Annotated in this window: 20 protein-coding genes and 2 pseudogenes; 12 read left to right on the top strand and 10 right to left on the bottom strand. The window is 70.1% G+C overall.

The features are described 5' to 3' along the window. Window positions 1-32: 32 nt before the first annotated feature. The 9 genes from rpsB to IF11_RS0113085 all read left to right on the top strand — a co-directional run bounded on the left by rpsB (window position 33) and on the right by IF11_RS0113085 (window position 9999). Window positions 33-950: a 30S ribosomal protein S2 gene (gene rpsB / locus IF11_RS0113125; RefSeq protein WP_030351728.1), complete on the top strand. Its 918-nt coding sequence runs from the start codon at window positions 33-35 to the stop codon at window positions 948-950. Between the two features lie 93 nt (window positions 951-1043). Continuing rightward, window positions 1044-1880 carry a translation elongation factor Ts gene (tsf, locus tag IF11_RS0113120; RefSeq protein ID WP_030351727.1) on the top strand — a complete coding sequence of 279 codons (837 nt, stop codon included), beginning with the start codon at window positions 1044-1046 and terminating at the stop codon, window positions 1878-1880. Window positions 1881-2036: 156 nt separating this feature from the next. Then, window positions 2037-2813, top strand: a complete 777-nt coding sequence (gene pyrH / locus IF11_RS0113115; RefSeq protein WP_030351726.1) for a UMP kinase — start codon at window positions 2037-2039, stop codon at window positions 2811-2813. A gap of 127 nt (window positions 2814-2940) precedes the next feature. Continuing rightward, window positions 2941-3498, top strand: a complete 558-nt coding sequence (gene frr / locus IF11_RS0113110; RefSeq protein WP_030351725.1) for a ribosome recycling factor — start codon at window positions 2941-2943, stop codon at window positions 3496-3498. Beyond that, entirely contained in the window at window positions 3498-4568 is a 1071-nt protein-coding gene (locus IF11_RS0113105; RefSeq protein ID WP_030351724.1) for a phosphatidate cytidylyltransferase, read from the top strand. The genes frr and IF11_RS0113105 overlap by 1 nt, the downstream gene beginning before the upstream one ends. Before the next feature lie 173 nt (window positions 4569-4741). Then, window positions 4742-5854, top strand: coding sequence for a dual-specificity RNA methyltransferase RlmN (rlmN, locus tag IF11_RS0113100; RefSeq protein ID WP_030351723.1), 1113 nt, complete (start codon window positions 4742-4744; stop codon window positions 5852-5854). Window positions 5855-6110: 256 nt separating this feature from the next. Further along, window positions 6111-7229 carry a thiamine ABC transporter substrate-binding protein gene (locus IF11_RS0113095; protein ID WP_030351722.1) on the top strand — a complete coding sequence of 373 codons (1119 nt, stop codon included), beginning with the start codon at window positions 6111-6113 and terminating at the stop codon, window positions 7227-7229. A 77-nt stretch (window positions 7230-7306) separates the two neighbouring features. After that, window positions 7307-8920, top strand: coding sequence for an ABC transporter permease (locus tag IF11_RS0113090; RefSeq protein ID WP_030351721.1), 1614 nt, complete (start codon window positions 7307-7309; stop codon window positions 8918-8920). Beyond that, entirely contained in the window at window positions 8920-9999 is a 1080-nt protein-coding gene (locus tag IF11_RS0113085; RefSeq protein ID WP_051745857.1) for an ABC transporter ATP-binding protein, read from the top strand. The genes IF11_RS0113090 and IF11_RS0113085 overlap by 1 nt, the downstream gene beginning before the upstream one ends. Before the next feature lie 137 nt (window positions 10000-10136). On the opposite strand, the gene IF11_RS0113080 is transcribed toward IF11_RS0113085, so the two are convergent. The 5 genes from IF11_RS0113080 to IF11_RS0113060 form a co-directional block, all read right to left on the bottom strand. Then, complete coding sequence (locus tag IF11_RS0113080) at window positions 10137-11261, bottom strand: LOG family protein (RefSeq protein ID WP_030351719.1); 1125 nt, start codon at window positions 11259-11261, stop codon at window positions 10137-10139. A gap of 127 nt (window positions 11262-11388) precedes the next feature. Beyond that, entirely contained in the window at window positions 11389-12744 is a 1356-nt protein-coding gene (locus tag IF11_RS0113075) for a hypothetical protein (RefSeq protein WP_030351718.1), read from the bottom strand. Then, a complete protein-coding gene (locus tag IF11_RS0113070) occupies window positions 12726-13454 on the bottom strand; it encodes an ABC transporter ATP-binding protein (RefSeq protein ID WP_030351717.1) in 729 nt (242 codons plus the stop codon). Before IF11_RS0113070 ends, IF11_RS0113075 begins: the two co-directional genes overlap by 19 nt. Before the next feature lie 213 nt (window positions 13455-13667). Beyond that, entirely contained in the window at window positions 13668-15047 is a 1380-nt protein-coding gene (locus tag IF11_RS0113065; protein ID WP_030351716.1) for an aspartate aminotransferase family protein, read from the bottom strand. Further along, window positions 15032-15535: an Lrp/AsnC family transcriptional regulator gene (locus IF11_RS0113060; protein WP_030351715.1), complete on the bottom strand. Its 504-nt coding sequence runs from the start codon at window positions 15533-15535 to the stop codon at window positions 15032-15034. The genes IF11_RS0113065 and IF11_RS0113060 overlap by 16 nt, the downstream gene beginning before the upstream one ends. Window positions 15536-15728: 193 nt before the next feature. On the opposite strand from IF11_RS0113060, the gene IF11_RS0113055 reads away from it, so the two are divergent. Both IF11_RS0113055 and IF11_RS0113050 read left to right on the top strand, forming a co-directional pair. Further along, window positions 15729-17168, top strand: coding sequence for a gamma-aminobutyraldehyde dehydrogenase (locus IF11_RS0113055; protein WP_030351714.1), 1440 nt, complete (start codon window positions 15729-15731; stop codon window positions 17166-17168). A 264-nt stretch (window positions 17169-17432) separates the two neighbouring features. Continuing rightward, entirely contained in the window at window positions 17433-18356 is a 924-nt protein-coding gene (locus IF11_RS0113050) for an MIP/aquaporin family protein (protein WP_030351713.1), read from the top strand. 274 nt (window positions 18357-18630) lie between these two features. Here the strand turns inward: IF11_RS0113050 and IF11_RS42030 are convergent. The 4 genes and pseudogenes from IF11_RS42030 to IF11_RS0113030 form a co-directional block, all read right to left on the bottom strand. Beyond that, window positions 18631-19127, bottom strand: a pseudogene (locus tag IF11_RS42030) (serine hydrolase domain-containing protein); the annotation flags it as partial. Window positions 19128-19227: 100 nt separating this feature from the next. After that, window positions 19228-19581, bottom strand: a pseudogene (locus tag IF11_RS0113040) (response regulator transcription factor); the annotation flags it as partial. A 114-nt stretch (window positions 19582-19695) separates the two neighbouring features. Then, window positions 19696-20466: a glycerophosphodiester phosphodiesterase gene (locus IF11_RS0113035; protein WP_030351710.1), complete on the bottom strand. Its 771-nt coding sequence runs from the start codon at window positions 20464-20466 to the stop codon at window positions 19696-19698. 2 nt (window positions 20467-20468) lie between these two features. Further along, window positions 20469-21494, bottom strand: a complete 1026-nt coding sequence (locus tag IF11_RS0113030; protein ID WP_030351709.1) for an adenosine deaminase — start codon at window positions 21492-21494, stop codon at window positions 20469-20471. 167 nt (window positions 21495-21661) lie between these two features. On the opposite strand from IF11_RS0113030, the gene IF11_RS0113025 reads away from it, so the two are divergent. Then, window positions 21662-22444, top strand: a complete 783-nt coding sequence (locus IF11_RS0113025) for a DUF4190 domain-containing protein (RefSeq protein ID WP_030351708.1) — start codon at window positions 21662-21664, stop codon at window positions 22442-22444. 43 nt (window positions 22445-22487) lie between these two features. Here IF11_RS0113025 and IF11_RS0113020 read toward each other — a convergent pair whose 3' ends face one another. After that, window positions 22488-23063 carry a riboflavin biosynthesis intermediates N-glycosidase gene (locus IF11_RS0113020; protein WP_030351707.1) on the bottom strand — a complete coding sequence of 192 codons (576 nt, stop codon included), beginning with the start codon at window positions 23061-23063 and terminating at the stop codon, window positions 22488-22490. Window positions 23064-23171: the final 108 nt, after the last annotated feature.

Genomic DNA, 23171 nt, shown 5'->3' with positions numbered 1-23171 from the left:
CGCGACAACCGAGTATCTCAAGGAGTACGGCCATGGCCGTCGTCACGATGCGGGAGCTGCTGGAAAGCGGCGTCCACTTCGGTCACCAGACCCGTCGCTGGAACCCGAAGATGAAGCGCTTCATCTTCACCGAGCGCAACGGCATCTACATCATCGACCTGCTCCAGTCGCTGTCGTACATCGACCGCGCCTACGAGTTCGTCAAGGAGACCGTCGCGCACGGCGGCTCCATCATGTTCGTCGGTACGAAGAAGCAGGCCCAGGAGGCCATCGCCGAGCAGGCGACGCGCGTCGGCATGCCCTACGTCAACCAGCGCTGGCTGGGCGGCATGCTCACCAACTTCTCCACCGTCTACAAGCGCCTTCAGCGTCTGAAGGAGCTTGAGCAGATCGACTTCGAGGACGTGGCCGCCTCCGGCCTCACCAAGAAGGAGCTGCTGGTCCTCTCCCGCGAGAAGGCCAAGCTGGAGAAGACCCTCGGTGGTATCCGCGAGATGCAGAAGGTGCCCAGCGCCGTCTGGATCGTCGACACCAAGAAGGAGCACATCGCCGTCGGTGAGGCGCGCAAGCTCCACATCCCGGTCGTCGCGATCCTCGACACCAACTGCGACCCCGACGAGGTCGACTACAAGATCCCGGGCAACGACGACGCGATCCGCTCCGTCACCCTGCTCACCCGCGTGATCGCCGACGCCGTCGCCGAGGGCCTCATCGCCCGTTCCGGCGTCGCCACCGGTGACTCGAAGCCGGGCGAGAAGGCCGCCGGCGAGCCGCTCGCCGAGTGGGAGCGCGACCTGCTTGAGGGCGAGAAGAAGGACGACGCCGAGAAGCCGGCCGAGGCCAAGGCCGAGGGCGACGTCCAGACCTCCGCCGAGACGGAGAAGGTCGCCGACGCGGAGCAGGCCGAGGCCCCCGCCGAGGCTCCGGCCGCGGACACCGAGCAGGCCTGACCTTTCCCAGGTTCGGTAGTTGACGGCGGGGGCCCACCGGCCCCCGCCGTTCACCCGTAGATCCTTCAGACCTTCGAGAGAGAATTACAGATCATGGCGAACTACACCGCCGCTGACGTCAAGAAGCTCCGTGAGCTCACCGGCGCCGGCATGATGGACTGCAAGAAGGCGCTCGACGAGGCCGACGGCAACGTCGACAAGGCCGTCGAGCTTCTCCGCGTCAAGGGCCAGAAGGGCGTCGCCAAGCGCGAGGGCCGTTCGGCCGAGAACGGCGCCGTCGTCTCCCTCATCTCCGAGGACAAGACGTCCGGCGTCCTCCTTGAGCTGAAGTGCGAGACGGACTTCGTCGCCAAGGGTGACAAGTTCCAGACCGTCGCCAACACGCTCGCCGCTCACGTCGCCGCGACTTCCCCGGCCGACCTCCCGGCGCTGCTCGCCTCCGAGATCGAGGCCGGGAAGACCGTGCAGGCGTACGTCGACGAGGCGAACGCCAACCTCGGCGAGAAGATCGTCCTGGACCGCTTCGCGCAGTTCACCGGCGGTTACGTGGCCGCCTACATGCACCGCACCATGCCCGACCTCCCGCCGCAGGTCGGCGTCCTCGTCCAGCTGGACAAGGAGAACGCGGAGGTCGCCAAGGACGTCGCGCAGCACATCGCCGCCTTCGCCCCGAAGTACCTGAGCCGTGACGAGGTCCCGGCCGAGACGGTCGAGAACGAGCGCCGCGTGGCCGAGGCCACCTCGCGCGAGGAGGGCAAGCCCGAGGCCGCCCTGCCGAAGATCGTCGAGGGTCGTGTCAACGGCTTCTTCAAGGACGTCGTCGTCACGGAGCAGGCGTTCGCCAAGGACAACAAGAAGTCCGTCCAGAAGGTCCTGGACGAGGCCGGCGTCGCCCTGACGCGCTTCGTGCGCATCAAGGTCGGCGTCTGAGTCTGTACGCGATCAACCAAAGACCCCGATAGGGTCTGACGCAGTCGTCCGGGTACCTGTCGGGCGGCCGCAGATCTGACGAGGAGGCCATTGCCGCACAGGGAACCGCAAGGACCCCGGCAATGGCCTTCTTCGTATGCGCACGAGGAGATCTCCATGGAACAGGCCGACACAAGCGACGGCAAGAAGAGCGACGACGGCAGGAACCACGGCCACGGCCGCTTCATGCTGAAGCTGTCCGGTGAGGCGTTCGCCGGCCGGGGAGCGCTCGGCGTCGACCCCGATGTCGTCCACGCCATCGCCCGCGAGATCGCCGCCGTCGTCCGGGACGGCGCCCAGATCGCGGTCGTCATCGGCGGGGGCAACTTCTTCCGGGGCGCCGAACTCCAGCAGCGCGGTATGGACCGGGCGCGCTCCGACTACATGGGCATGCTCGGCACGGTCATGAACTGCCTCGCCCTCCAGGACTTCCTGGAGAAGGAGGGCATCGACTCCCGTGTCCAGACCGCCATCACCATGGGCCAGGTCGCGGAGCCGTACATCCCCCTCCGCGCCGTGCGCCACCTGGAGAAGGGCCGCGTCGTGATCTTCGGCGCCGGTATGGGCATGCCGTACTTCTCCACCGACACCACGGCCGCCCAGCGCGCGCTGGAGATCGATGCCGAGGCATTGTTGATGGGGAAGAACGGGGTCGACGGGGTGTACGACTCCGACCCCAAGACCAACCCCGCCGCGGTCAAGTTCGACGCCCTGGAGTACGGCGAGGTGATCGCCGGTGATCTGCGCGTCGCCGACATGACCGCCATCACGCTGTGCCAGGACAACAAGTTGCCGATCCTCGTCTTCGAATTGCTGAAGGAAGGCAATATCGCGCGTGCGGTCAAGGGTGAGAAGATCGGCACGCTCGTGAGCGACCAGGGCACCCGGAGCTGATCCGGGGCTGCCCCGCACGGGGATGGACAAAGCCCTGCCGGTCGGACACCGTGCAGGAGAAGACGCGACGCAGGTTCCGCCGGCCGATTCGCACGCCGGGCCCACTCAAGACACGCAGGAGCAAGTGGTGATCGAAGAGACCCTCCTCGAGGCCGAGGAGAAGATGGAGAAGGCCGTCCTGGTCGCCAAAGACGACTTCGCCGCGATCCGCACAGGGCGGGCGCACCCGGCGATGTTCAACAAGATCGTGGCGGACTACTACGGTGCCCTGACCCCGATCAACCAGCTCGCCTCGTTCGCCGTGCCCGAGGCGCGGATGGCCGTGGTGACCCCGTTCGACAAGAGCGCGCTGCGCAATATCGAGCAGGCGATCCGCGACTCCGACCTCGGCGTCAATCCGAGCAACGACGGCAACATCATCCGGGTGGTGTTCCCCGAGCTGACGCAGGACCGCCGCAAGGAGTTCATCAAGGTCGCCAAGACCAAGGCCGAGGACTCGAAGATCTCGATCCGCGCGGTCCGCCGCAAGGCCAAGGAGACCATCGACAAGCTGATCAAGGACGGCGAGGTCGGCGAGGACGAGGGCCGCCGCGCCGAGAAGGAGCTCGACGACACCACCGCGAAGTATGTCGCGCAGGTGGACGAGCTGCTCAAGCACAAGGAAGCCGAGCTGCTCGAGGTCTGATGAACGACTCTTCCCGGGGAGCCTCGTCGACAGCCGGATACTGGGGACCGACCGACCCGGGGGCTGTCCCGGCGGGTCCCGCATACGATGAGCATCCCGCACAGCAGACTCGGCCCATGCCCATCGTGCCCGACGGACCCGCCGACAGCGGGGACCAGGACGACGACCGGGGGGCCGCTCGGCCGGGCGGCCCCCTGTTCCGTGACGAGACTCCGCAGGAGCCCATGGCAGCCCCTCCGCCACCCCCGCCGAAGAAGCGGGCCGGACGTGATCTGCGTGCGGCCATAGGGGTCGGTGTCGGGCTCGGCGCGGTGGTCGCGGCCTCGCTCTTCATCGTCAAGGCCGTCTTCATCGGTGTCATAGCGATCGCGGTGGTGATCGGGCTGTGGGAGCTGACTTCACGGCTCGATGAGAAGAAGGGCATCAAGGCACCGCTCGTCCCGCTGGCCGTCGGCGGCGCCGCGATGGTCGTCGCCGGATACGCGCGGGGGGCGGAGGGCGCCTGGGTCGCGATGGCCCTCACCGCGCTCGCGGTGCTGATCTGGCGGATGACGGAACCGCCCGAGGGCTATCTCAGAGATGTGACGGCGGGGGTCTTCGCCGCGTTCTACGTCCCGTTCCTGGCCACGTTCGTCGCGATGATGCTCACCGCGCACGACGGTCCGTGGCGGGTGCTGATGTTCCTGGTGCTGACGGTCGTCAGCGACACGGGCGCGTACGCGGTCGGCTGGCGCTTCGGTACGCACAAGCTGGCGCCCCGTATCAGCCCCGGCAAGACCTGGGAGGGGCTGGCCGGAGCCGTCGTCTTCGCGATGGTGGCCGGCGCGCTCTGCATGGAGTTCATGATCGACAACGGGGTCTGGTGGCAGGGACTGCTGCTGGGGCTCGCGGTCGCGGCCAGTGCCACCCTCGGTGATCTCGGCGAGTCCATGATCAAGCGGGATCTCGGCATCAAGGACATGGGCACACTGCTGCCCGGCCACGGCGGGATCATGGACCGGCTGGACTCCCTGCTGCCCACGGCGCCGGTGGTCTGGCTGCTGCTGGTGCTCTTCGTGGGCTCGGGTTGACCCGTACCGGTTACCCTGAAAGGGCTCGCCGCTCACGGGTGGCGGGCCCTTTTGAGCCCTGCGGCTGTGAAGCCGTTCCCGTGAGGTCTCCCGGCACCGGCACAGTCCTGCCGTACTCCCCGCCACGGCGGAGGGTCGCCCGGCCTCGCCGCACCGAGGAGATTTGGTTTTTCATGGCCCCGCCGACACCCGGAGAACTCACTTTCGTCGCGCCCCGCGGAGCCAAGAAGCCCCCGCGGCATCTCGCCGACCTCACCCCCGCGGAGCGCCGTGAGGCCGTGGCCGCGATCGGTGAGAAGCCGTTCCGCGCCCAGCAGCTGTCGCAGCACTACTTCGCGCGGTACGCGCACGACCCCGAGCAGTGGACCGACATCCCGGCCGCCGCGCGCCGGAAGCTCGCCACGGAACTGCTGCCCGATCTGATGTCGGTGGTACGGCACATCTCGTGCGACGACGACACCACCCGCAAGACGCTCTGGCGGCTGCATGACGGCACCCTCGTCGAGTCGGTGCTGATGCGCTACCCGGACCGGGTCACCATGTGCATCTCCTCGCAGGCGGGCTGCGGGATGAACTGCCCGTTCTGCGCCACCGGCCAGGCAGGGCTGGACCGTAACCTCTCCACCGCCGAGATCGTGCACCAGATCGTCGACGGGATGCGCGCGCTGCGTGACGGCGAGGTCCCCGGGGGTCCCTCGCGGCTGTCCAACATCGTCTTCATGGGCATGGGCGAGCCGCTCGCCAACTACAACCGGGTGGTCGGGGCGATCCGCCGGCTGACCGACCCCGAGCCGGACGGTCTGGGCCTCTCGCAGCGCGGGATCACCGTCTCGACGGTCGGTCTGGTGCCCGCGATGCTGCGCTTCGCCGACGAGGGCTTCAAGTGCCGGCTCGCGGTCTCCCTGCACGCGCCCGACGACGAACTGCGCGACACCCTCGTCCCCGTCAACACGCGGTGGAAGGTACGCGAAGTGCTGGACGCCGCCTGGGAGTACGCGGAGAAGTCGGGCCGCCGCGTTTCCATCGAGTACGCGCTGATCCGCGACATCAACGACCAGGCGTGGCGCGGCGACCGGCTGGGCCGGCTGCTCAAGGGCAAGCGGGTGCACGTCAATCTGATCCCGCTCAACCCGACGCCCGGCTCGAAGTGGACGGCGTCGCGCCCCGAGGACGAGAAGGCGTTCGTCGAGGCGATCGCGGCCCATGGGGTGCCGGTGACCGTACGGGACACCCGGGGCCAGGAGATCGACGGAGCGTGCGGACAGTTGGCCGCCTCGGAGCGGTAGGAGCGGGTCGGTCGCCAGGGGGTAACCTTGGCCTGAACGCATTGCATATTTTCCGACAGGGGAGCGCCACAGCGCTGAGAGTGCGGCATATGTCCGTGGGAGCGGACAGCGGTCGCAGACCCTCTGAACCTTGCCCAGGTCATTCTGGGTAGGAAGTTCGGACACCACTCAAGCTGTAGCGCCCTGCCCGGAGTCCGGTCGGTACGGACTCCGGGCAGGGCCGCGTCTTCTCCTGGACATCCCAGGAGGAAAGTCAGTGAGCAGTACCCGTATCAGCACGAAGAGAGCGGCCGTCGCCGCGCTCGCCGCCGCGCTCGGGGTCTCGGCGCTCGCCGCCTGCGGCGGGTCCGACGGCTCCTCGTCGTCGGGCGACGGCGGCAACGGCGGTTCGGAGTCGAAGACCGTCACCCTCGTCAGCCATGACTCGTTCAACGCCTCGCCCGCCGTGCTGAAGGAGTTCACCAAGGAGACCGGCTACACGGTCAAGGTGCTGAAGAGCGGCGACGCAGGCGAGGCCCTCAACAAGGAGATCCTGACGAAGGGTTCGCCCCAGGGCGATGTCTTCTTCGGCGTCGACAACACCCTGCTCTCCCGCGCCCTCGACAACGGCCTGTTCACGCCGTACAAGGCGAAGGGCCTGGACCGTGTCGAGGAGAGCACGCGGCTCGACAAGGACAAGAACCGGGTCACTCCGATCGACACCGGCGACATCTGCGTCAATTACGACAAGAAGTACTTCGCGGACAAGAAGCTGGCGCCGCCGCGGACCTTCGACGATCTGATCAAGCCCCAGTACAAGAACCTGCTCGTCACCGAGAACGCCGCGACCTCCTCACCCGGCCTCGGCTTCCTCCTCGGCACGGTCGGGCGGTACGGCGACAACGGCTGGCAGGACTACTGGAAGAAGCTGAAGGACAACGGCGTCCAGGTCGTGGACAGCTGGGAGCAGGCGTACAACGACTCCTTCTCCGGCTCCGCGGGCGGCAAGAAGGCCAAGGCCGACCGGCCGCTCGTCGTCTCGTACGCCTCCAGCCCCCCCGTCGAGGTGCTGTACGCCGAGCCGCGGCCGAAGGAGGCGCCGACCGGGGTCTCCACCGGCACCTGCTTCCGGCAGACCGAGTTCGCCGGTCTGCTGAATGGCGCGACGAACGAGGCGGGCGGCAAGGCGCTGCTGGACTTCCTGATCGGCGAGAAGTTCCAGGCGGACATGCCGCTGAACATGTTCGTCAACCCCGTGGTCAAGGACGTCGCGCTGCCGGAGCTGTTCACGAAGTTCGGCGCGACCGTCGATACGCCCAAGACCGTGGCGCCCGACACGATCGCCGCCCACCGTGAGCAGTGGATCCAGTCGTGGTCCTCACTCGTAGTGAAGTAACACCCAGGACGCCGGGGGGCGGGCGGGCCGGGCGGGGTCGGGCCGGGAGGCGCGGGAACGCCGTCCGGCTCGCCCTCATGGCCCTGCCCGTCGCCTTCTTCGCGGTCTTCTTCGCCTACCCGGTGGCCGCGATCGTCGGCCGGGGACTGAAGACGGACGGCGGCTGGCAGTTCGGCCGGATCGGGGACGTACTGACCCGCCCGGACATCCTCGGCGTCCTGCGGTTCACCACCTGGCAGGCGCTCGCCTCCACCGCGCTCACCCTGCTGATCGCGCTGCCGGGCGCGTATGTCTTCGCACGCTTCGACTTCCCCGGCAAGCAGCTGCTCCGCGCGGTCGTCACCGTCCCGTTCGTGCTGCCGACCGTCGTCGTCGGCACCGCCTTCCTGGCGCTGCTCGGGCGCGGCGGACTCCTCGACGACCTGTGGGGCGTACGGCTCGACACCTCCGTCTGGGCGATCCTCCTCGCGCATGTCTTCTTCAACTACGCGGTGGTCGTCAGGACGGTGGGCGGCCTGTGGTCGCAGCTCGACCCGCGCCAGGAGGAAGCCGCGCGGGTGCTCGGCGCGGGACGGCTCGCGGCCTGGTGGCGGGTGACCCTGCCGGCCCTCGGCCCCGCCGTCGCGGCCGCCGCGCTGATGGTCTTCCTCTTCACCTTCACCTCCTTCGGGGTCGTCCAGATCCTGGGCGGCCCCGGCTTCTCCACCCTGGAGGTGGAGATCTACCGGCAGACCGCGCAGCTCCTCGATCTGCCCACCGCCGCCGTGCTCACGCTGGTGCAGTTCGCGGCGGTCGGCGCGATCCTGGCGGTGCACGCGTGGACCGTACGGAAGCGGGAGACCGCCCTGCGGCTGGTCGACCCCGCGCTGACCGCCCGCCGGCCGCGCGGCGCCGGGCAGTGGGCGCTGCTCGGCGGGGTGCTCGGCACCGTACTGCTGCTCATCCTGGTGCCGCTGGGGGTGCTCGTCGAACGCTCCCTGGGCGGTCCTGGCGGGTACGGATTCGGCTTCTACCGGGCCCTCGGATCGGTGGAGTCCAGCGGCGGCACCTTCCTCGTACCGCCGCTGGAAGCGGTCTGGAACTCCCTGCGGTACGCGCTCGTCGCGACCGTCATCGCGCTGGTGGTGGGCGGACTGGCCGCCGCCGCGCTCACCCGGCGCGCGGGCCGTCTCGTACGGGGCTTCGACGCGCTGCTGATGCTGCCGCTCGGCGTCTCGGCCGTGACCGTCGGCTTCGGTTTCCTGATCACGCTGGACGAGCCGCCGCTGGATCTGCGGGCCTCCTGGATCCTGGTGCCGCTCGCCCAGGCGCTGGTGGGGGTCCCCTTCGTCGTACGGACGATGCTGCCGGTGCTGCGGGCCGTGGACGGACGGCTGCGCGAGGCGGCGGCCGTCCTCGGGGCGTCGCCGCTGCGCGCCTGGCGGGAGGTGGATCTGCCGCTGGTACGGCGGGCCTCGCTGGTCGCCGCCGGGTTCGCGTTCGCCGTCTCGCTCGGCGAGTTCGGCGCGACGGTCTTCATCGCGCGCCCGGACCGGCCGACGCTGCCGGTGGCCGTGGCGCGGCTGCTGGGGCGGCCGGGCGAGCTGAACTACGGGCAGGCGATGGCCCTTTCCACGGTCCTGATGGTGGTGTGCGCGGTGTCGCTGCTGGCGCTGGAACGTATCCGTACCGACCGCTCGGGAGAGTTCTGATGGCCTTGCTGACCCTGTCGGACGTGACCGTACGGTTCGGCGCCCGCACCGCGCTCGACGCGGTGGATCTGGAGATCGCCGAGCACGAGATCGTCTGTGTCCTGGGGCCGAGCGGCAGCGGCAAATCGACCCTGCTGCGCGTGGTCGCCGGGCTCCAGGAACCGGCCGGCGGACGGGTGGCGCTCGACGGTGCCGACCAGTCGGGGGTACCGGTGCACCGGCGCGGCGTCGGCCTGATGTTCCAGGACCACCAACTCTTCCCGCAGCGCGACGTGCACGGCAATGTCGCCTTCGGCCTGCGGATGCGCGGCGCCGCCCGAGACGAACAGGCCCGCCGTGTCGAGGAGTTGCTCGACCTCGTCGGACTGCCGGGGGCCGGCCGCCGGGCCGTCGCCGAGCTGTCCGGCGGTGAACAGCAGCGGGTCGCCCTGGCACGGGCGCTCGTGCCGAGCCCGCGGCTGCTGATGCTGGACGAACCGCTCGGCCAGCTGGACCGGAGCCTGCGCGAACGGCTCGTGGTCGAACTGCGCGGTCTGTTCGGACGGTTGGGTACGACCGTGCTCGCCGTCACCCATGACCAGGGCGAGGCCTTCGCGCTCGCCGACCGGGTGGTGGTGATGCGCGACGGCCGCATCGCCCAGACCGGCACCCCGCTGGAGGTCTGGCAGCGGCCCGCCTCCGCCTTCGTCGCGCGGTTCCTCGGCTTCGACAATGTCGTGGACGCGACGGTGAGCGGCGCGCTCGCCGACACGGTCTGGGGAAAGATCCCGGTCCCCGACGGATCGGCCCAGGGCGAGCGGACGGTGCTGGTACGGCCCGCCGGCGTACGTCTCGTGGCCCTGGGCGAAGGGCTGCGCTGCACGGTCGGGGCGCGTACGTTCACGGGCAGCCGGGTCGCCGTACTGCTACGGCCCGACGGACCCGCCGGAGCGCCGGGCATCGAGGCCGAGTGCGGGCTGCGCGAGGCGCCGGAGGTGGGCGCGGAGGTGGGTGTCGCCTTCGTCGCCGAGGAGGTGGTGGTGCTGCCGGGGGAGAGGCGGGGCGCCGCTCAGGGGGTGCAGGCGGCGGTGATGGCCTAGGTCCTGGCCGTCCTCGACGGTCAGCCGCGTCACGGGGGCATGGCGCCGCACGCCCGGCCGCACCGGACCGAGTTCGTACGCCAGGCGTCGCGGGCCCGCGGAGACCGACCGGACAGGGACTGGATGCCCCGCGCGGTTCAGCCCGCCGCGAGCCGGGCGAGCGCCGCCGGTGCCTCGTCCACCGTGTCGACGAGCGCGATACGGGACTCCATCCGGCGTTCCCGCGCGAGCGCCGTCAGCAGTGGCCAGGCCGGCAGCCGCTCCGTCCAGTGGGCCCGGTCGACCAGGACCATCGGGGTCGGCTCGCCGCGCGACTCGTAGTAGTTCGGCGTCGCGTTGTCGAAGATCTCCTGGACCGTGCCCGCCGCGCCCGGCAGGAAGACCACGCCCGCGTTGGAGCGCGCCAGCAGGCCGTCCTCGCGGGTGGCGTTGGCGAAGTACTTGGCGATGTGCGCGGCGAAGGCGTTGGGCGGCTCATGGCCGTAGAACCAGGTGGGGATCCCGATCGACGCCTCGCCCTTGGGCCAGCGCGCGCGTATCTCGAACGCGGCCCGCGCCCAGTCGGATATGGAGGGGACGAACGACGGTGCTTCCGCGAGCATGTCGAGCGCCTCGTCCAGCATGTCGTCGGGGTGGGAGGCGGCGTACGCGCCGAGGTTCGCGGCCTCCATCGCGCCGGGGCCGCCGCCGGTCGCCACCGTCAGTCCGGTACGGGTGAGCGAGCGGCCGAGCCGTGCCGCGCCGGCGTACGCGTCGGTACCGCGCGCCATCGCGTGCCCGCCCATCACCCCCACCACCCGGGCGCCCGCGAGGAGTTCGTCCAGGGCGTCGGAGATCGCGTCGTCGTGCACCGCGCGCAGCATGGACGCGAGGATGTCGCCGTCCGCCTTGGTCCGCTGGAACCACGCGTACGCGCGGGCGTCGGGCGTCGCCTCGTAACCGTTCTCCGCCAGCCCCTCGAAGAGCTGGTCGGGCGAGTAGACGAAGCCGCGGTACGGATCGAACGGGAGATGGGGAACGGGCGGGAAGACCATGGCGCCGTCGGCCCGTACCTTGTCGGCGGCGCGGGGCTCCATGGGGCAGCCGAGGAAGACGGCGTCGGCGGTGTCGGTGCGGAGCAGCTCGGGCGTACGGGCCGTCAGATCGACGGACTGCACCCGGTATCCGCCGAGCGTTCCCGCCCGCACCACCCGGTCGAACTCGTCGAGGGACTCGATCTCGCGGTCCTGGGCGTGCGCGGGGGACTGGGCGTCGTTCGGCATGGGGTCACGATAGGGCGTGGCCGATGGGGAGTTGCCGCCCGGGCCCCCGGCCTCGGTCCCCGGACAGCCGGAACCGGCCGTGCCCCGCACTCGGGCGGGGCACGGCCGGTTCCGGGAGGAGCGTCGCTCAGGTGGTCAGCGGGACCGCCGCCAGGGCCGCCACCGCCCAGGTCAGCGGGGCGAACACCAGAAGGATCGTGGTCGCGCGCACCGCCGCCGCCGTACGCAGGAGCGTGGCGGGGGCGCCGAGCCGGTACATCGACTCGGTGGTGGAGACACGGGCCTGTCTGGACTCCAGGGCCGCCGTCAGGACCGTGGCTGCCGCGCAGCCGATGACCAGGGCGGCGCCGAGGCCGGTGAGCGGGCCGAAGGGCCGTTCGTCACCGGGCCCGTACAGCGACGCCGCGGCGAACGCGCCCGAGACCACCGCGCACAGCACACCCAGCGGCCGGCCGATACGGCGCGCCTCGGCCATCAGCGTGCGGCCCGCGAGCAGCCGGATCGCGCCGGGGCGCACGGCCTGGAGCAGCCAGCCGCAGATATGGGTGATCCCGGGCCCGGCCAGGGCCAGGCCGACCGCCGTCAGCGCCCAGCCCGCCAGCACTCCGGCCGAACTGCCCTCGAAGTGGCCCGGCAGCGGCAGCGGGTTGCCGCCCCGGCCCCGGCTCGCGTAGGTCTCGACCGCGAGCCCCACCGTCGTGATCGCGACGCCCCACGGCAGGCCGGCCGGCGCCGATGCCGGGTCGGGGACGCGCACGGGTGTCATGGCCCTGGCCTCGTTGACGGCCGCGCCCGGGGCCTTCGCCGGATCCGCGGGATCGTCCGTTCCCGAGGCCGTTCCCGAGACCGTGTCCGAGTCCGCGTCCGAAGTCGAGTCCGACGCCCTGTCCATGTCCGCGTCCGTGGCCGAATCCGCGGTGACCGCCGTGGCGTTGGCGGGCCGGGCGGGCGCCCTCACGGGAACGGGCCGGAGGTCCGTCGTGGTGCGCGTCCGCAGCGCCAGCCAGGTCGCCCCCGTCGCCAGCACCGGCACCGCCGCCAGCAGCGTCAGCGCCGCGCCCAGCGGCAGCGGCCGGCCCGCGGCGAGCAGTTTCGCGGCCTCGCCGTCGAACGGCATCCCGGTCAGATCACCACGCAGATGCAGGAAGAACAGCAGCGCCACCGCGCTCCCCAGCGTGCAGGACACGGCGGTCGACGAGGCGGCCAGCGCGGCGAGCCTGGCCGGGCCGAGGCCCACCGCCGACAGCCCGGTGCGCGGCACGGTGCTCTGATCGGTACGGGCCGTGGCGACCGCGAACTGCACCGTCGCGGCCAGCGGGATCAGACACCAGAGGAGCCGCGCCTGGGACCCGGCCGGGTGGTCCAGCGCCCAGCCGAGCGTGCACAACAGAAGGAAACCGACCCCGGCGGAGGCGGCGGCGACCAGCAGCCGGCGCAGCAGGACCAGGGGGTGCGTGCCGAGGCCTAGACGGAGAGCGAGCACGCGGCCCGGCCTTCCGCCTCGGACGGCCGGAGCGAGCTGACCCGGCGTCCGTCCACCAGTGAGACCGTACGGTCGGCCAGCGCCGTGAGCTCCTCGTCGAGGGTGGCCAGGACGACGGTGATCCGGTGCGAGCGGGCCGCGGTGGTCAGCGTACGCAGCACCTGCGCCCCGTCCGTGAGATGCAGCGCCGCCGCCGGCTCGTCGGCGAAGAGCACCGCGGGCGTGGTGACCAGCGCGCGGGCGACGGCGACGCGCTGCCGCTGGGCCTGGTACAGGGCGTACGGACGTTTCCGGGCGCAGCCTCCGATGTCGAGGCGTTCCAGCCACTCCATCGCCGCCGCCTTGGCGGCGCGGTGGGACGAGCCGTTCATCAGCAGCGGCAGGGCCGCGTTCTCCCAGGCGTTGAGCTCGGGGACGAGGGACGGCTCCGGGCCGATCCAGCTGAAGCGGTCGCGGCGCAGCTGTTCGCGGAGCGGTGCGCTCATGGTGTGGACCGGCGAGCTGTTGAACCAGACCTCGCCCTCCTGCGGCACCAGCTGACCCGACAGACACCGCAGCAGAGTCGTCTTGCCGCTGCCGCGCGGGCCGTTGACGGCGAGGATCTCACCCTCGCGCACACCGAGCGAGACGCTGTCGAGTGCGGGGGAGCCGTTGTGGGAGTAGTTCAGAGAACGCGCCCAGAGCACGTCGTTGTCCGGTGGGGCCACCATTGGCGTACACCTCGGTTCGGATTTACCTCCCCCGTCCGGGGGAACGAAGGCGGCGACGATCGGTCACTGGGCACGGTAGGGATTCGGAGCCGGGAGTACGGACAGCACACGGCCCGGGTGCCGCCCTTCTCACTCGAAAGGCGGCACCCGGGCCGTCATGCGGGGTGGGTTCCGTACGGTCGGTACGGAACCGGCCGGAGGACATCGTCACCGTCAGAGCTTGGTCCACGCCTCCGTCAGCACGGACCGCAGGATTCCCTCGATCTCGTTGAACGTCGACTGGTCGGAGATCAGCGGCGGCGCCAGCTGCACGACCGGGTCGCCGCGGTCGTCGGCCCGGCAGTACAGACCGTTCTCGTACAGCTTCTTGGAGAGGAAGCCGTACAGGACGCGCTCGGTCTCCTCGTCCGTGAACGTCTCCTTCGTGGCCTTGTCCTTCACCAGCTCGATGCCGTAGAAGAAGCCGTTGCCGCGCACGTCCCCGACGATCGGCAGGTCGTGCAGCTTGCTCAGCGTGTCGAAGAAGGCGGACTCGTTGTCCAGCACGTGCTGGTTGAGGCCCTCGCGCTCGAAGATGTCGAGGTTGGCGAGGCCGACCGCCGCCGAGACCGGGTGGCCGCCGAAGGTGTAGCCGTGCAGGAAGGTGTTGTCACCCTCGTAGAACGGCTCGGCGAGCCGGTCGGAGACGATGCACGCGCCGATCGGGGAGTAGCCCGAGGTCATGCCCTTGGCGCAGGTGATCATGTCCGGTACGTAGTCGAACTTGTCGCACGCGAACATCGTGCCGAGCCGGCCGAAGGCGCAGATGACCTCGTCGGAGACGAGCAGGACGTCGTACTGGTCGCAGATCTCGCGGACCCGCTGGAAGTACCCGGGCGGCGGCGGGAAACAGCCGCCCGCGTTCTGCACCGGCTCCAGGAAGACCGCCGCGACCGTCTCCGGGCCCTCGAAGAGGATCTCCTGCTCGATCTGGTCGGCGGCCCAGCGGCCGAAGGCCTCGGGATCGTCGCCGTAGAGCGGCGCGCGGTAGATGTTGGTGTTCGGGACCTTGTGCGCGCCCGGGACCAGCGGCTCGAACGGCGCCTTCAGGGCCGGCAGACCGGTGATGGACAGGGCTCCCTGCGGTGTGCCGTGGTAGGCGACGGCGCGCGAGATGACCTTGTACTTGGTCGGCTTGCCGGTCAGCTTGAAGTACTGCTTGGCCAGCTTCCAGGCGGTCTCGACCGCCTCGCCGCCGCCCGTGGTGAAGAAGACCTTGTTGAGGTCGCCCGGCGCGTAGTGGGCGAGCCGCTCGGCCAGCTCGACGGCCTTGGGATGCGCGTACGACCAGACCGGGAAGAAGGCCAGCTCCTGCGCCTGCTTGTAGGCGGTCTCGGCCAGCTCGTGGCGGCCGTGCCCGGCGTTCACCACGAACAGTCCCGAGAGACCGTCCAGGTAGCGCTTGCCCTGGTCGTCGTAGATGTAGGTGCCCTCACCACGCACGATGGTGGGCACGGGTGCGTTCTCGTACGACGACATGCGGGTGAAGTGCATCCACAGGTGGTCGTACGCGGTCTTGGAGAGGTCCTTGCTCACGGCTATCGGGTTCCCCACATGTAGGTCTGCTTCTTCAGCTTGAGGTAGACGAAGCTCTCGGTGGAGCGCACGCCGGGGAGCGCGCGGATCCGCTTGTTGATCACATCGAGCAGGTGGTCGTCGTCCTCGCAGACGATCTCCACCATCAGGTCGAACGAGCCCGCGGTCATCACCACGTACTCGCACTCGTCCATGGCCGACAGCGCGTCCGCGACCGGATCCAGATCACCCTCGACATTGATGCCGACCATCGCCTGGCGCCGGAAACCCACGGTGAGCGGGTCGGTGACGGCGACGATCTGCATCACGCCCTGGTCGAGCAGCTTCTGGACGCGCTGGCGCACGGCCGCCTCGGAGAGGCCGACGGCCTTGCCGATCGCGGCGTACGGGCGCCGCCCGTCCTCCTGGAGCTGTTCGATGATCGCGAGGGACACGGCATCGATGGACGGTGATGATCCGTTCCCGGTCCTGGAGTCTGTCCTGGAGTCTGCGCTACGACTGGCCACGCGCTTCACTGTGCACTGCGACTCGTCTGTCCCGCAACCCCGTATCGATGAAATTCGTTGTTGAAGCGATCGAATCTCACCGAATCCGAAGTTGTGGGGGGTCCGGCCTGTTGAAAGCGTCGACCGACCGATTAGGGTGGGTGTCTCACCCATCGGACATTCCGATACGTAACTTCCGACAGGAGGGGTGGCAGTGACCACCGAGCTGCGCCGGCTGCGTAACTACATCAACGGAGAGTTCCGGGACGCCGCGGACGGGCGGACCATCGAGGTGGTCAACCCGGCCACGGGCGAGGTGTACGCCACCTCCCCGCTCTCGGGGCAGGCCGACGTCGACGCCGCGATGGAGGCCGCCGCGGCGGCCTTCCCCGCCTGGCGCGACACCACCCCGGCCGAACGCCAGAAGGTACTGCTCAAGATCGCGGACGCCTTCGAGGAGCGGGCGGAGGATCTGATCGCCGCCGAGTCCGAGAACACCGGCAAGCCGCTGGAGCTGACCCGTACCGAAGAGCTCCCGCCGATGGTGGACCAGATCCGCTTCTTCGCGGGCGCCGCCCGGATGCTCGAAGGCCGCTCGGCCGGGGAGTACATGGAGGGGCTCACCTCCATCGTCCGCCGCGAGCCGGTCGGCGTCTGCGCGCAGGTCGCGCCGTGGAACTACCCGATGATGATGGCCGTGTGGAAGTTCGCGCCGGCCCTCGCCGCGGGCAACACCGTGGTGCTCAAGCCGTCGGACACCACCCCGGCCTCGACCACGCTGCTGGCCGAGATCATCGGCGCGATCGTTCCCAAGGGCGTCTTCAACGTCATCTGCGGCGACCGCGACACCGGCCGGGCGATGGTCGAGCACCCGATCCCGGCGATGGCCTCGATCACCGGTTCCGTACGGGCCGGCATGCAGGTCGCCGAGTCGGCGGCCAAGGACGTCAAGCGCGTCCACCTGGAGCTGGGCGGCAAGGCGCCGGTCGTCGTCTTCGAGGACGTCGACATCGCCAAGGCCGTCGAGGACATCGCGGTGGCGGGCTACTTCAACGCCGGGCAGGACTGTACGGCCGCCACCCGCGTCCTCGTCCACGAGTCGATCCACGACGAGTTCGTGACGGCGCTCGCGAAGGCCGCGGCCGACACGAAGACCGGCGCCGCGGACGACGAGGACGTGCTCTACGGCCCGCTCAACAACGCCAACCAGCTGAAGCAGGTCTCCGGCTTCATCGAGCGGCTGCCGGCCCACGCCAAGGTCGAGGCGGGCGGCCACCAGGTCGGCGACAAGGGCTACTTCTACGCTCCGACCGTCGTCTCCGGCCTCAAGCAGGACGACGAGATCATCCAGAACGAGGTCTTCGGCCCGGTCATCACCGTCCAGTCCTTCACGGACGAGGCGCAGGCCCTGGAGTACGCCAACGGCGTCGAGTACGCGCTCGCCTCCTCGGTGTGGACCAAGGACCACGGGCGGGCGATGCGGATGTCCAAGTCACTGGACTTCGGCTGCGTGTGGATCAACACCCACATTCCGCTGGTCGCGGAGATGCCGCACGGAGGCTTCAAGAAGTCCGGATACGGCAAGGACCTCTCGGCGTACGGCTTCGACGACTACACGCGTATCAAGCACGTGATGACCTCGCTCGACGGCTGATACAGCCACCGGGGCGCGTCCCGGTCCGACGTGGAATTCCCGTGGAAGGGGCGGGCGGTGGACTTCTTGTCCACCGCCCGCCCCTTTCGTATGCGCACAGCGGAAAACCGTCACCCGAATGGCTCCCCTGCCCGCGTGACACGCCCTCAGCTGTGCACCGCGCTCACCGGGCGCGTTCCACCGGACGGTCCTACAGTCGCTTCTATCACGGCCCGCTCGGGCCGTCCGAAGGCTGTCCCGAGGCTGTCTGAAGCAGGAGGAGCAATGGCGACTACCAGTACAAAGCGTCGCGGATACCGGGAAGGACTCAATGGCGAGCTGCTCGCGGAATTCCTGGGAACGTTTGTACTGATCCTGCTGGGCTGTGGTTCGGTCGCCGTGGCCGTCGCCGGACTCCCCGGATCGGGCCGTCAGACGGTCGCCTTCGGCCCGGCGAACTGGCTGATCGTCTCGTGGGGCTGGGGTCTCGGCGTGGTCTTCGGGGTGTATGTCTCCGGAGGCATCAGCGGAGGGCACATCAACCCCGCCGTCACGCTCGCCTTCGCCGCACGCCGAAGATTCCCCTGGAACAAGGTCCTGCCCTATTGGGGCGCACAGCTCCTGGGTGCCTTCCTCGCCGCCGGCGTGGTCTTTTCCGCGTACAGCTGGGCCATCAACGATTTCAACGGCAAGGCCGGAATCGCCAGGGACCAGTCGCTCGCCACCTTCTCGATTTTCGCCACCTTCCCGGCCGAGTACTTCGGCAATTCCTGGTGGGGGCCCTTCCTGGACCAGGTCATCGGCACCGCGATTCTCCTCCTCCTGGTCTCCGCGCTCATCGACACGCGCAACAGCGGGCCCTTGTCCAATCTCGCACCGTTCCTGATCGGTCTGGTCGTCGTCGCGATCGGACTGAGCATCGGTACGAACGCCGGATACGCGATCAACCCCGCGCGTGACTTCGGTCCACGGCTGTGGACGTACTTCCTGGGCTGGGGGGATATCGCGCTACCGGGCAGCTTCCAGTGGTTCAGCGGCTATTTCTGGATTCCCATTGTCGGACCGCTGCTCGGGGGACTCATCGGGATCTACGTCTACGACCTGTTCATCGGGAAGGTGCTCACGGAGCGGGCGAAGGAGGTGCCGCCGGAGACGCTCAGGGCCGAGGAACCGGGACCGTCGAGGGAGGACCCGGGCGCCGACCTGTAGCGCTGCGGACGGAACCCGCCCGCGCGGACGGGGCGCCGAAGGTGGCGACCATCAGCTTCAGCGCAGTCGGGTTCATGTCCCGGCCCTTCGCGTCCGTCGCGTTGATCCAGGCCCTGTTCCGCGGTCGGGTGGTGCCGGAGCCGCAGTTGGAGGAGATGTTCACCCTGCCGGACCCGTCCGTACGCGACCATGTCTCCGGCGACCCCGCCGCGTACAGCGCCGGTCTGTCGGTGAAGACGCTCGGCGGCCGCCAGGTGTGGGGCAAGACGGGCGGACGATGGGCGTACCACTCCTCGATGGTGTCCCCGGGCAGCTCGGCCGCCGGATCCCGCTGGTGTGGTTGAGCAACTGCCGTACGGTGACCGCGCCGTACGCCGCCGGGATCAGCGCCGGCAGACAGGCCCTGGCCGGGCGGTCGAGGTCCACCTTCCGCTCGGCGGCAAGCTGGAGCACCACGGCGGCGGTGAACACCTTCGTCACCGAACCGGCCCGGAAGCGGCCGTTCTCGTCGGCGGGCCGGCCGCCGCGCAGATCGTGGACGCCCGCGCTGCCGCGCCGGCTGCCGTCCCCGCCGCCCACCCGGACCAGCGCGGCGGTCGCGTCGGCGTCGGGCAGACCGGCGAGGGCGGCCCGCAGCGCCTCGGCGTCGGGGGCGCTTCTGTACGCGCTGCTGTGCGGCGCCGCGTGGGCGAAGGCGGCCGGGGCCGAGGGAGTTGCCGCGATCCCCAGAACCAGTGCGGCGGCCAGGGCGGTGCGTAGACGGGCGTGCATGTCTGGGTCTCCAGGTGACAGAGGCGGGCTGCGCCGACCCACCTCATCCTGCTGAGCGCGGCGGCCCGGCGGATCGCCGGAACGAGCGGTTCTCGCGGCCTCAATCCCTCGCCGGTACGGGGGAGTCGCGCGGCGCGTCTCCTCCGTGGGGAGGATGTCCGGCGGCGATCAGACCGGTCTCGTACGCGCAGATGACCGCCTGGACGCGGTCGCGCAGACCGAGCTTCGCCAGCACATGACCCACATGCGTTTTGACGGTGTGTTCGCTGACGGTGAGCGCCGCCGCGATCTCCGCGTTGGACAGCCCGCGCGCCAGATGCAGCAGAGTCTCGCGCTCCCGGGCGGTCAGGACATCGAGCCGCGCGGCGCCCGCGGCGGCGGGCCTGGCCGGCTGCCGGGTGTACTCCTCGATGAGCCGGCGGGCCACCGACGGGGCGAGCCCGGATACGCCCCGTCGCGCGCGGGGTGTTGTGGTCGTCGGACACATCGTCTCCTCTGGTCCTGCCGCGCCCGCCGTGATCACGGGAGGGACCGTCGGCCCATCATTCCCGACCGTATGCCCGGCGGTTCACGAACGACGAGTCCCCAGCAGCCCGGACAGGACATCGATCCGGTTGGTGGTGACGGAGTCGACGCCGTGCGCGATGAGCCGGCGCATGCTGCGCCGGGTGTCCACGGTCCAGGCGGAGACCAGCAGCCCGTCCCGGTGGTTGCGGTCGGCCAGCTCCCGGCTGACCAGCCCGAACCGGTAGTTGAGCCAGCGTGGCCGCACCGCCGCGAGCAGGGCAGGACGCGGTGGCGCGAGCGTCGTCCATGTCATGGCGATCTCGGCGCGGGCGTCGGCGGCGCGGACGGCGAGCATCGCGCTCGGGCCCGCGCAGTAGTACACGCGCTCGGCGGCGCCGCACTCACGCACCGTGCCGACGATCGTCCGCACCGACTCCTCGGTCGCGCCGGGAAGGTCCACCATGAACCGCGCCCCGTCCGCCCCCGCGTTCCCGCTGCCCGTTCCGTTGCTCGTTCCGTCCGGGTCCTCCGCCGTGAGCGCCTCGCGCAGCGTCGGGACTCCGCCGTCCGTCAGCGCGCGCAGCTCCTCGTACGTCAGCTCCGCCAGCCGCCGTTCATGGCCCCAGAGCCGCTCCAGCGTGGAGTCGTGCAGCAGCACGGGCACACCGTCGCGGGTGAGCCTGACATCGATCTCGACCGCGTCCGCGCCCCGCCGCCGCGCGGAGTGCACGGACGGGAGGGTGTTCTCCCGCACGCGGTAGGGATCGCCGCGGTGGCCGACGGCGACGACCTTCCGCGCGGCGGTGTCCCGGTCCCTCCGGTCGCCGGCCATCGTCAGCGCGCGAGCCACTGGGCGGTGTACGCGTCGATCTCGGCGGTGAGCCGCTTCTTGCCGTCCGTGTCGAGGAAGGAGGCCTCGACACCGTTCTTCGCGAGATCGGCGAGATCGCGCTCGTCCAGGCCGAGCAGCCGGGCGGCCACCCCGTACTCCTGGTTGAGGTCCGTGCCGAACATCGGCGGGTCGTCGCTGTTGACCGTCACCAGCACACCTGCCGCGACCATCGCCTTGATCGGGTGCTCATCGAGATCGAGGACGGCGCGGGTGGCGATATTGGAGGTCGGGCACACCTCCAGCGGGATGCGGTGCTCAGCGAGGTACGCCAGCAGCTCCGGGTCCTGGACGGCGCTCGTGCCATGGCCGATGCGCTCCGCGCCCAGCTCGCGCAGCGCGTCCCAGATCGTTTCGGGGCCCGTCGTCTCACCGGCGTGCGGCACGGAGTGCAGTCCCGCGGCGATCGCGCGGTCGAAGTACGGCTTGAACTGCGGCCGGGGCACCCCGATCTCGGGGCCGCCGAGACCGAAGGCGATCAGCCCCTCGGGCCGCAGGTCCAGCGCGAGCCTGGCGGTCTCCTCGGCCGCGGGCAGCCCGGCCTCGCCGGGGATGTCGAAGCACCAGCGCAGCACGACGCCGAACTCGGCCTCGGCGCTCTTCCTGGCGTCCTCGATCGCCTCCATGAAGCCCAGTTCGGGGATGCCGCGGCTGGTCGAGCTGAACGGGGTGACCGTCAGCTCGGCGTAGCGGATGTTCTGGCGGGCCATGTCACGGGCGACCTCGAAGGTCAGCAGCCGGACGTCCTCGGGCGTACGGACCAGATCGACGACCGAGAGATAGACGTCGATGAAGTGTGCGAAGTCGGTGAAGGTGAAGTAGTCGGCGAGCGCCTCGGGGTCGGTGGGCACCTTGGAGTCCGCGTGCCGGGCGGCCAGTTCGGCGACGATTCGGGGCGACGCCGATCCGACATGGTGCACATGCAGTTCGGCCTTGGGCAGCCCCGCGATGAAGGGGTGCAGGTCGGTCATCGGAGTCCTCCGGATGCTGGGGCGGGTGCCAAGAATTCACGGCGTCGGCAGGGGGCGGGACGTCCGCCCCCTGCCCGGGGCCGCTCGGGTCAGGGATCATCGTAGGCCGGGCCGGATCCGCGTGTGGCGGAGGCCGTAGCATGACGGAATTACGATGGGGGAGGCCCATGTCAGACAAGAGCGAGCGGCCGCCGGGCGGCTACGAGCCGAGTGATCCCTGGGCTCCGCCCGAGCAGCGGATTCCGCTGGACAAGCCGGCGCCGCTGCCGCCGCCACCGATATCACCCGAGTTTCCTGGACAGCAGTTCTCAGGGGACCCACAGCCCCCGCAGCCGTCGGCCGGATCGGTGCACAACCAGCCGACGGTCACCGGTATGCCGATCGGAGGGCCCGAGTCCGGCGCCGTGCCCCCGCCGCCGACCGCTCCCGGGGGACCGGCCCAGCCCGCCCCCGGTCCTTATGGCTACCCGGGCGCCGCGCCCGTCCAGCACCCCGCCGCTCCGTACGGCGCCGGCGCGGGACCGGGACCGGCCCCCGGCTATGGCTACCCCGGCTACCCCGCCGCCGCCCAGCCGTACGCGGGCATGCCGGGATACGGCCAGCCCGGCTGGCAGCCCCCGGCGAACGGTATGGGCGTCGCCGCGATGGTGCTCGGCATCCTGTCCGTCTGTCTGTTCTGTCTGTACGGCATCGGCGGCATCATCCTCGGCACACTCGCGCTGATCTTCGGCATCGTCGGCAGGAAGCGGGTACAGCGCGGCGAGGCCAACAACGAGGGTCAGGCCCGCGCCGGTGTCATCCTCGGGTCGATCGGCATCGCCCTCGGCGTCATCTTCCTCGGCTTCATCATCTGGGGCATCACCCAGGCGATCAACGAGGAGAGGAACAACGACTACGACAGCACCTACGACGACTACAGCACCTCGCTGGTGGTCGACGTCACCCGGTAGACCCGGCCGGTCCCGAGGCGGTAGGTCCTGAGTCGACCGGTCCTCAGCCGGTGGATCCCGCGTCCGCGGCCTCGGTCCGGAGCCGCTCACGCGCCTCCATCAGCGCCAGGCCCAGCAGATTCAGCCCGCGCCAGCGCGTGGGATCCTGCGCCCGCTCGTCGTCCGAGGCCAGCCCGATGCCCCAGATCCGGTCCATCGGGCTGGCCTCGACGAGTATCCGGTCGCCCGTGGCCAGCAGAAATCCGCGCAGCGCGGGATCCTGTCCGAATTTGTGGACGCTGCCCTCCACCACGATGCCGAAGCGCTCGCGCTCCCATACGGCCTCGTCGAAATCGCGCACCAGCCGCCCCGCCTTCTTGGCGAGCGCGGGATTCGCCGCCTCCAGAGCGGCGCGCTCGGCCATCTCGTCGCCGAAGAGCCGCGCTTTGCCCGCCATCATCCAGTGCTCGGCCGTCGCGTATTCCACCCCGTCCACCGTGAACGGCGACGGCCACCACTGACTGAGACAGCTCGCACCGAGTGTGCCGTCCCGCCGAGGTGTGTGCCCCCAGAAGAGCAGGTACTTCTCACGCCCCGAGTTCTTCCCCATGCATGCGAGTCTGGCAGCCACCACTGACATTCCGTCCGCCGATCAGCGCGCTGACGCGACACATGGTCGACCGATTCCGTCGCGTAACCAAAAGGCAACAACGGAATCCCTTGTTGAGGTGGCGGTGCTCTGTCAGGA

This window comes from Streptomyces scopuliridis RB72, assembly GCF_000718095.1.
GTDB classification, from domain to species: Bacteria; Actinomycetota; Actinomycetes; order Streptomycetales; family Streptomycetaceae; genus Streptomyces; species Streptomyces scopuliridis.
Note: the sequence above shows the minus strand (reverse complement) of the source record. Positions and strands in the feature narration are given on the sequence as shown.

Bases quoted from the DNA above. Each gene is read 5' to 3' on its own strand.
- rpsB (WP_030351728.1), top strand. From the start codon at position 33: ATGGCCGTCGTCACGATGCGGGAGCTGCTGGAAAGCGGCGTCCACTTC.
- pyrH (WP_030351726.1), top strand. From the start codon at position 2,037: ATGGAACAGGCCGACACAAGCGACGGCAAGAAGAGCGACGACGGCAGG.
- IF11_RS0113070 (WP_030351717.1), bottom strand. From the start codon at position 13,454: ATGGTGGCCCCACCGGACAACGACGTGCTCTGGGCGCGTTCTCTGAAC.
- IF11_RS0113025 (WP_030351708.1), top strand. From the start codon at position 21,662: ATGTCAGACAAGAGCGAGCGGCCGCCGGGCGGCTACGAGCCGAGTGAT.
- IF11_RS0113105 (WP_030351724.1), top strand. From the start codon at position 3,498: ATGAACGACTCTTCCCGGGGAGCCTCGTCGACAGCCGGATACTGGGGA.
- IF11_RS0113090 (WP_030351721.1), top strand. From the start codon at position 7,307: ATGGCCCTGCCCGTCGCCTTCTTCGCGGTCTTCTTCGCCTACCCGGTG.
- IF11_RS0113085 (WP_051745857.1), top strand. From the start codon at position 8,920: ATGGCCTTGCTGACCCTGTCGGACGTGACCGTACGGTTCGGCGCCCGC.
- IF11_RS0113050 (WP_030351713.1), top strand. From the start codon at position 17,433: ATGGCGACTACCAGTACAAAGCGTCGCGGATACCGGGAAGGACTCAAT.
- rlmN (WP_030351723.1), top strand. From the start codon at position 4,742: ATGGCCCCGCCGACACCCGGAGAACTCACTTTCGTCGCGCCCCGCGGA.
- IF11_RS0113035 (WP_030351710.1), bottom strand. From the start codon at position 20,466: ATGGCCGGCGACCGGAGGGACCGGGACACCGCCGCGCGGAAGGTCGTC.
- IF11_RS0113080 (WP_030351719.1), bottom strand. From the start codon at position 11,261: ATGCCGAACGACGCCCAGTCCCCCGCGCACGCCCAGGACCGCGAGATC.
- IF11_RS0113030 (WP_030351709.1), bottom strand. From the start codon at position 21,494: ATGACCGACCTGCACCCCTTCATCGCGGGGCTGCCCAAGGCCGAACTG.
- IF11_RS0113020 (WP_030351707.1), bottom strand. From the start codon at position 23,063: ATGTCAGTGGTGGCTGCCAGACTCGCATGCATGGGGAAGAACTCGGGG.
- tsf (WP_030351727.1), top strand. From the start codon at position 1,044: ATGGCGAACTACACCGCCGCTGACGTCAAGAAGCTCCGTGAGCTCACC.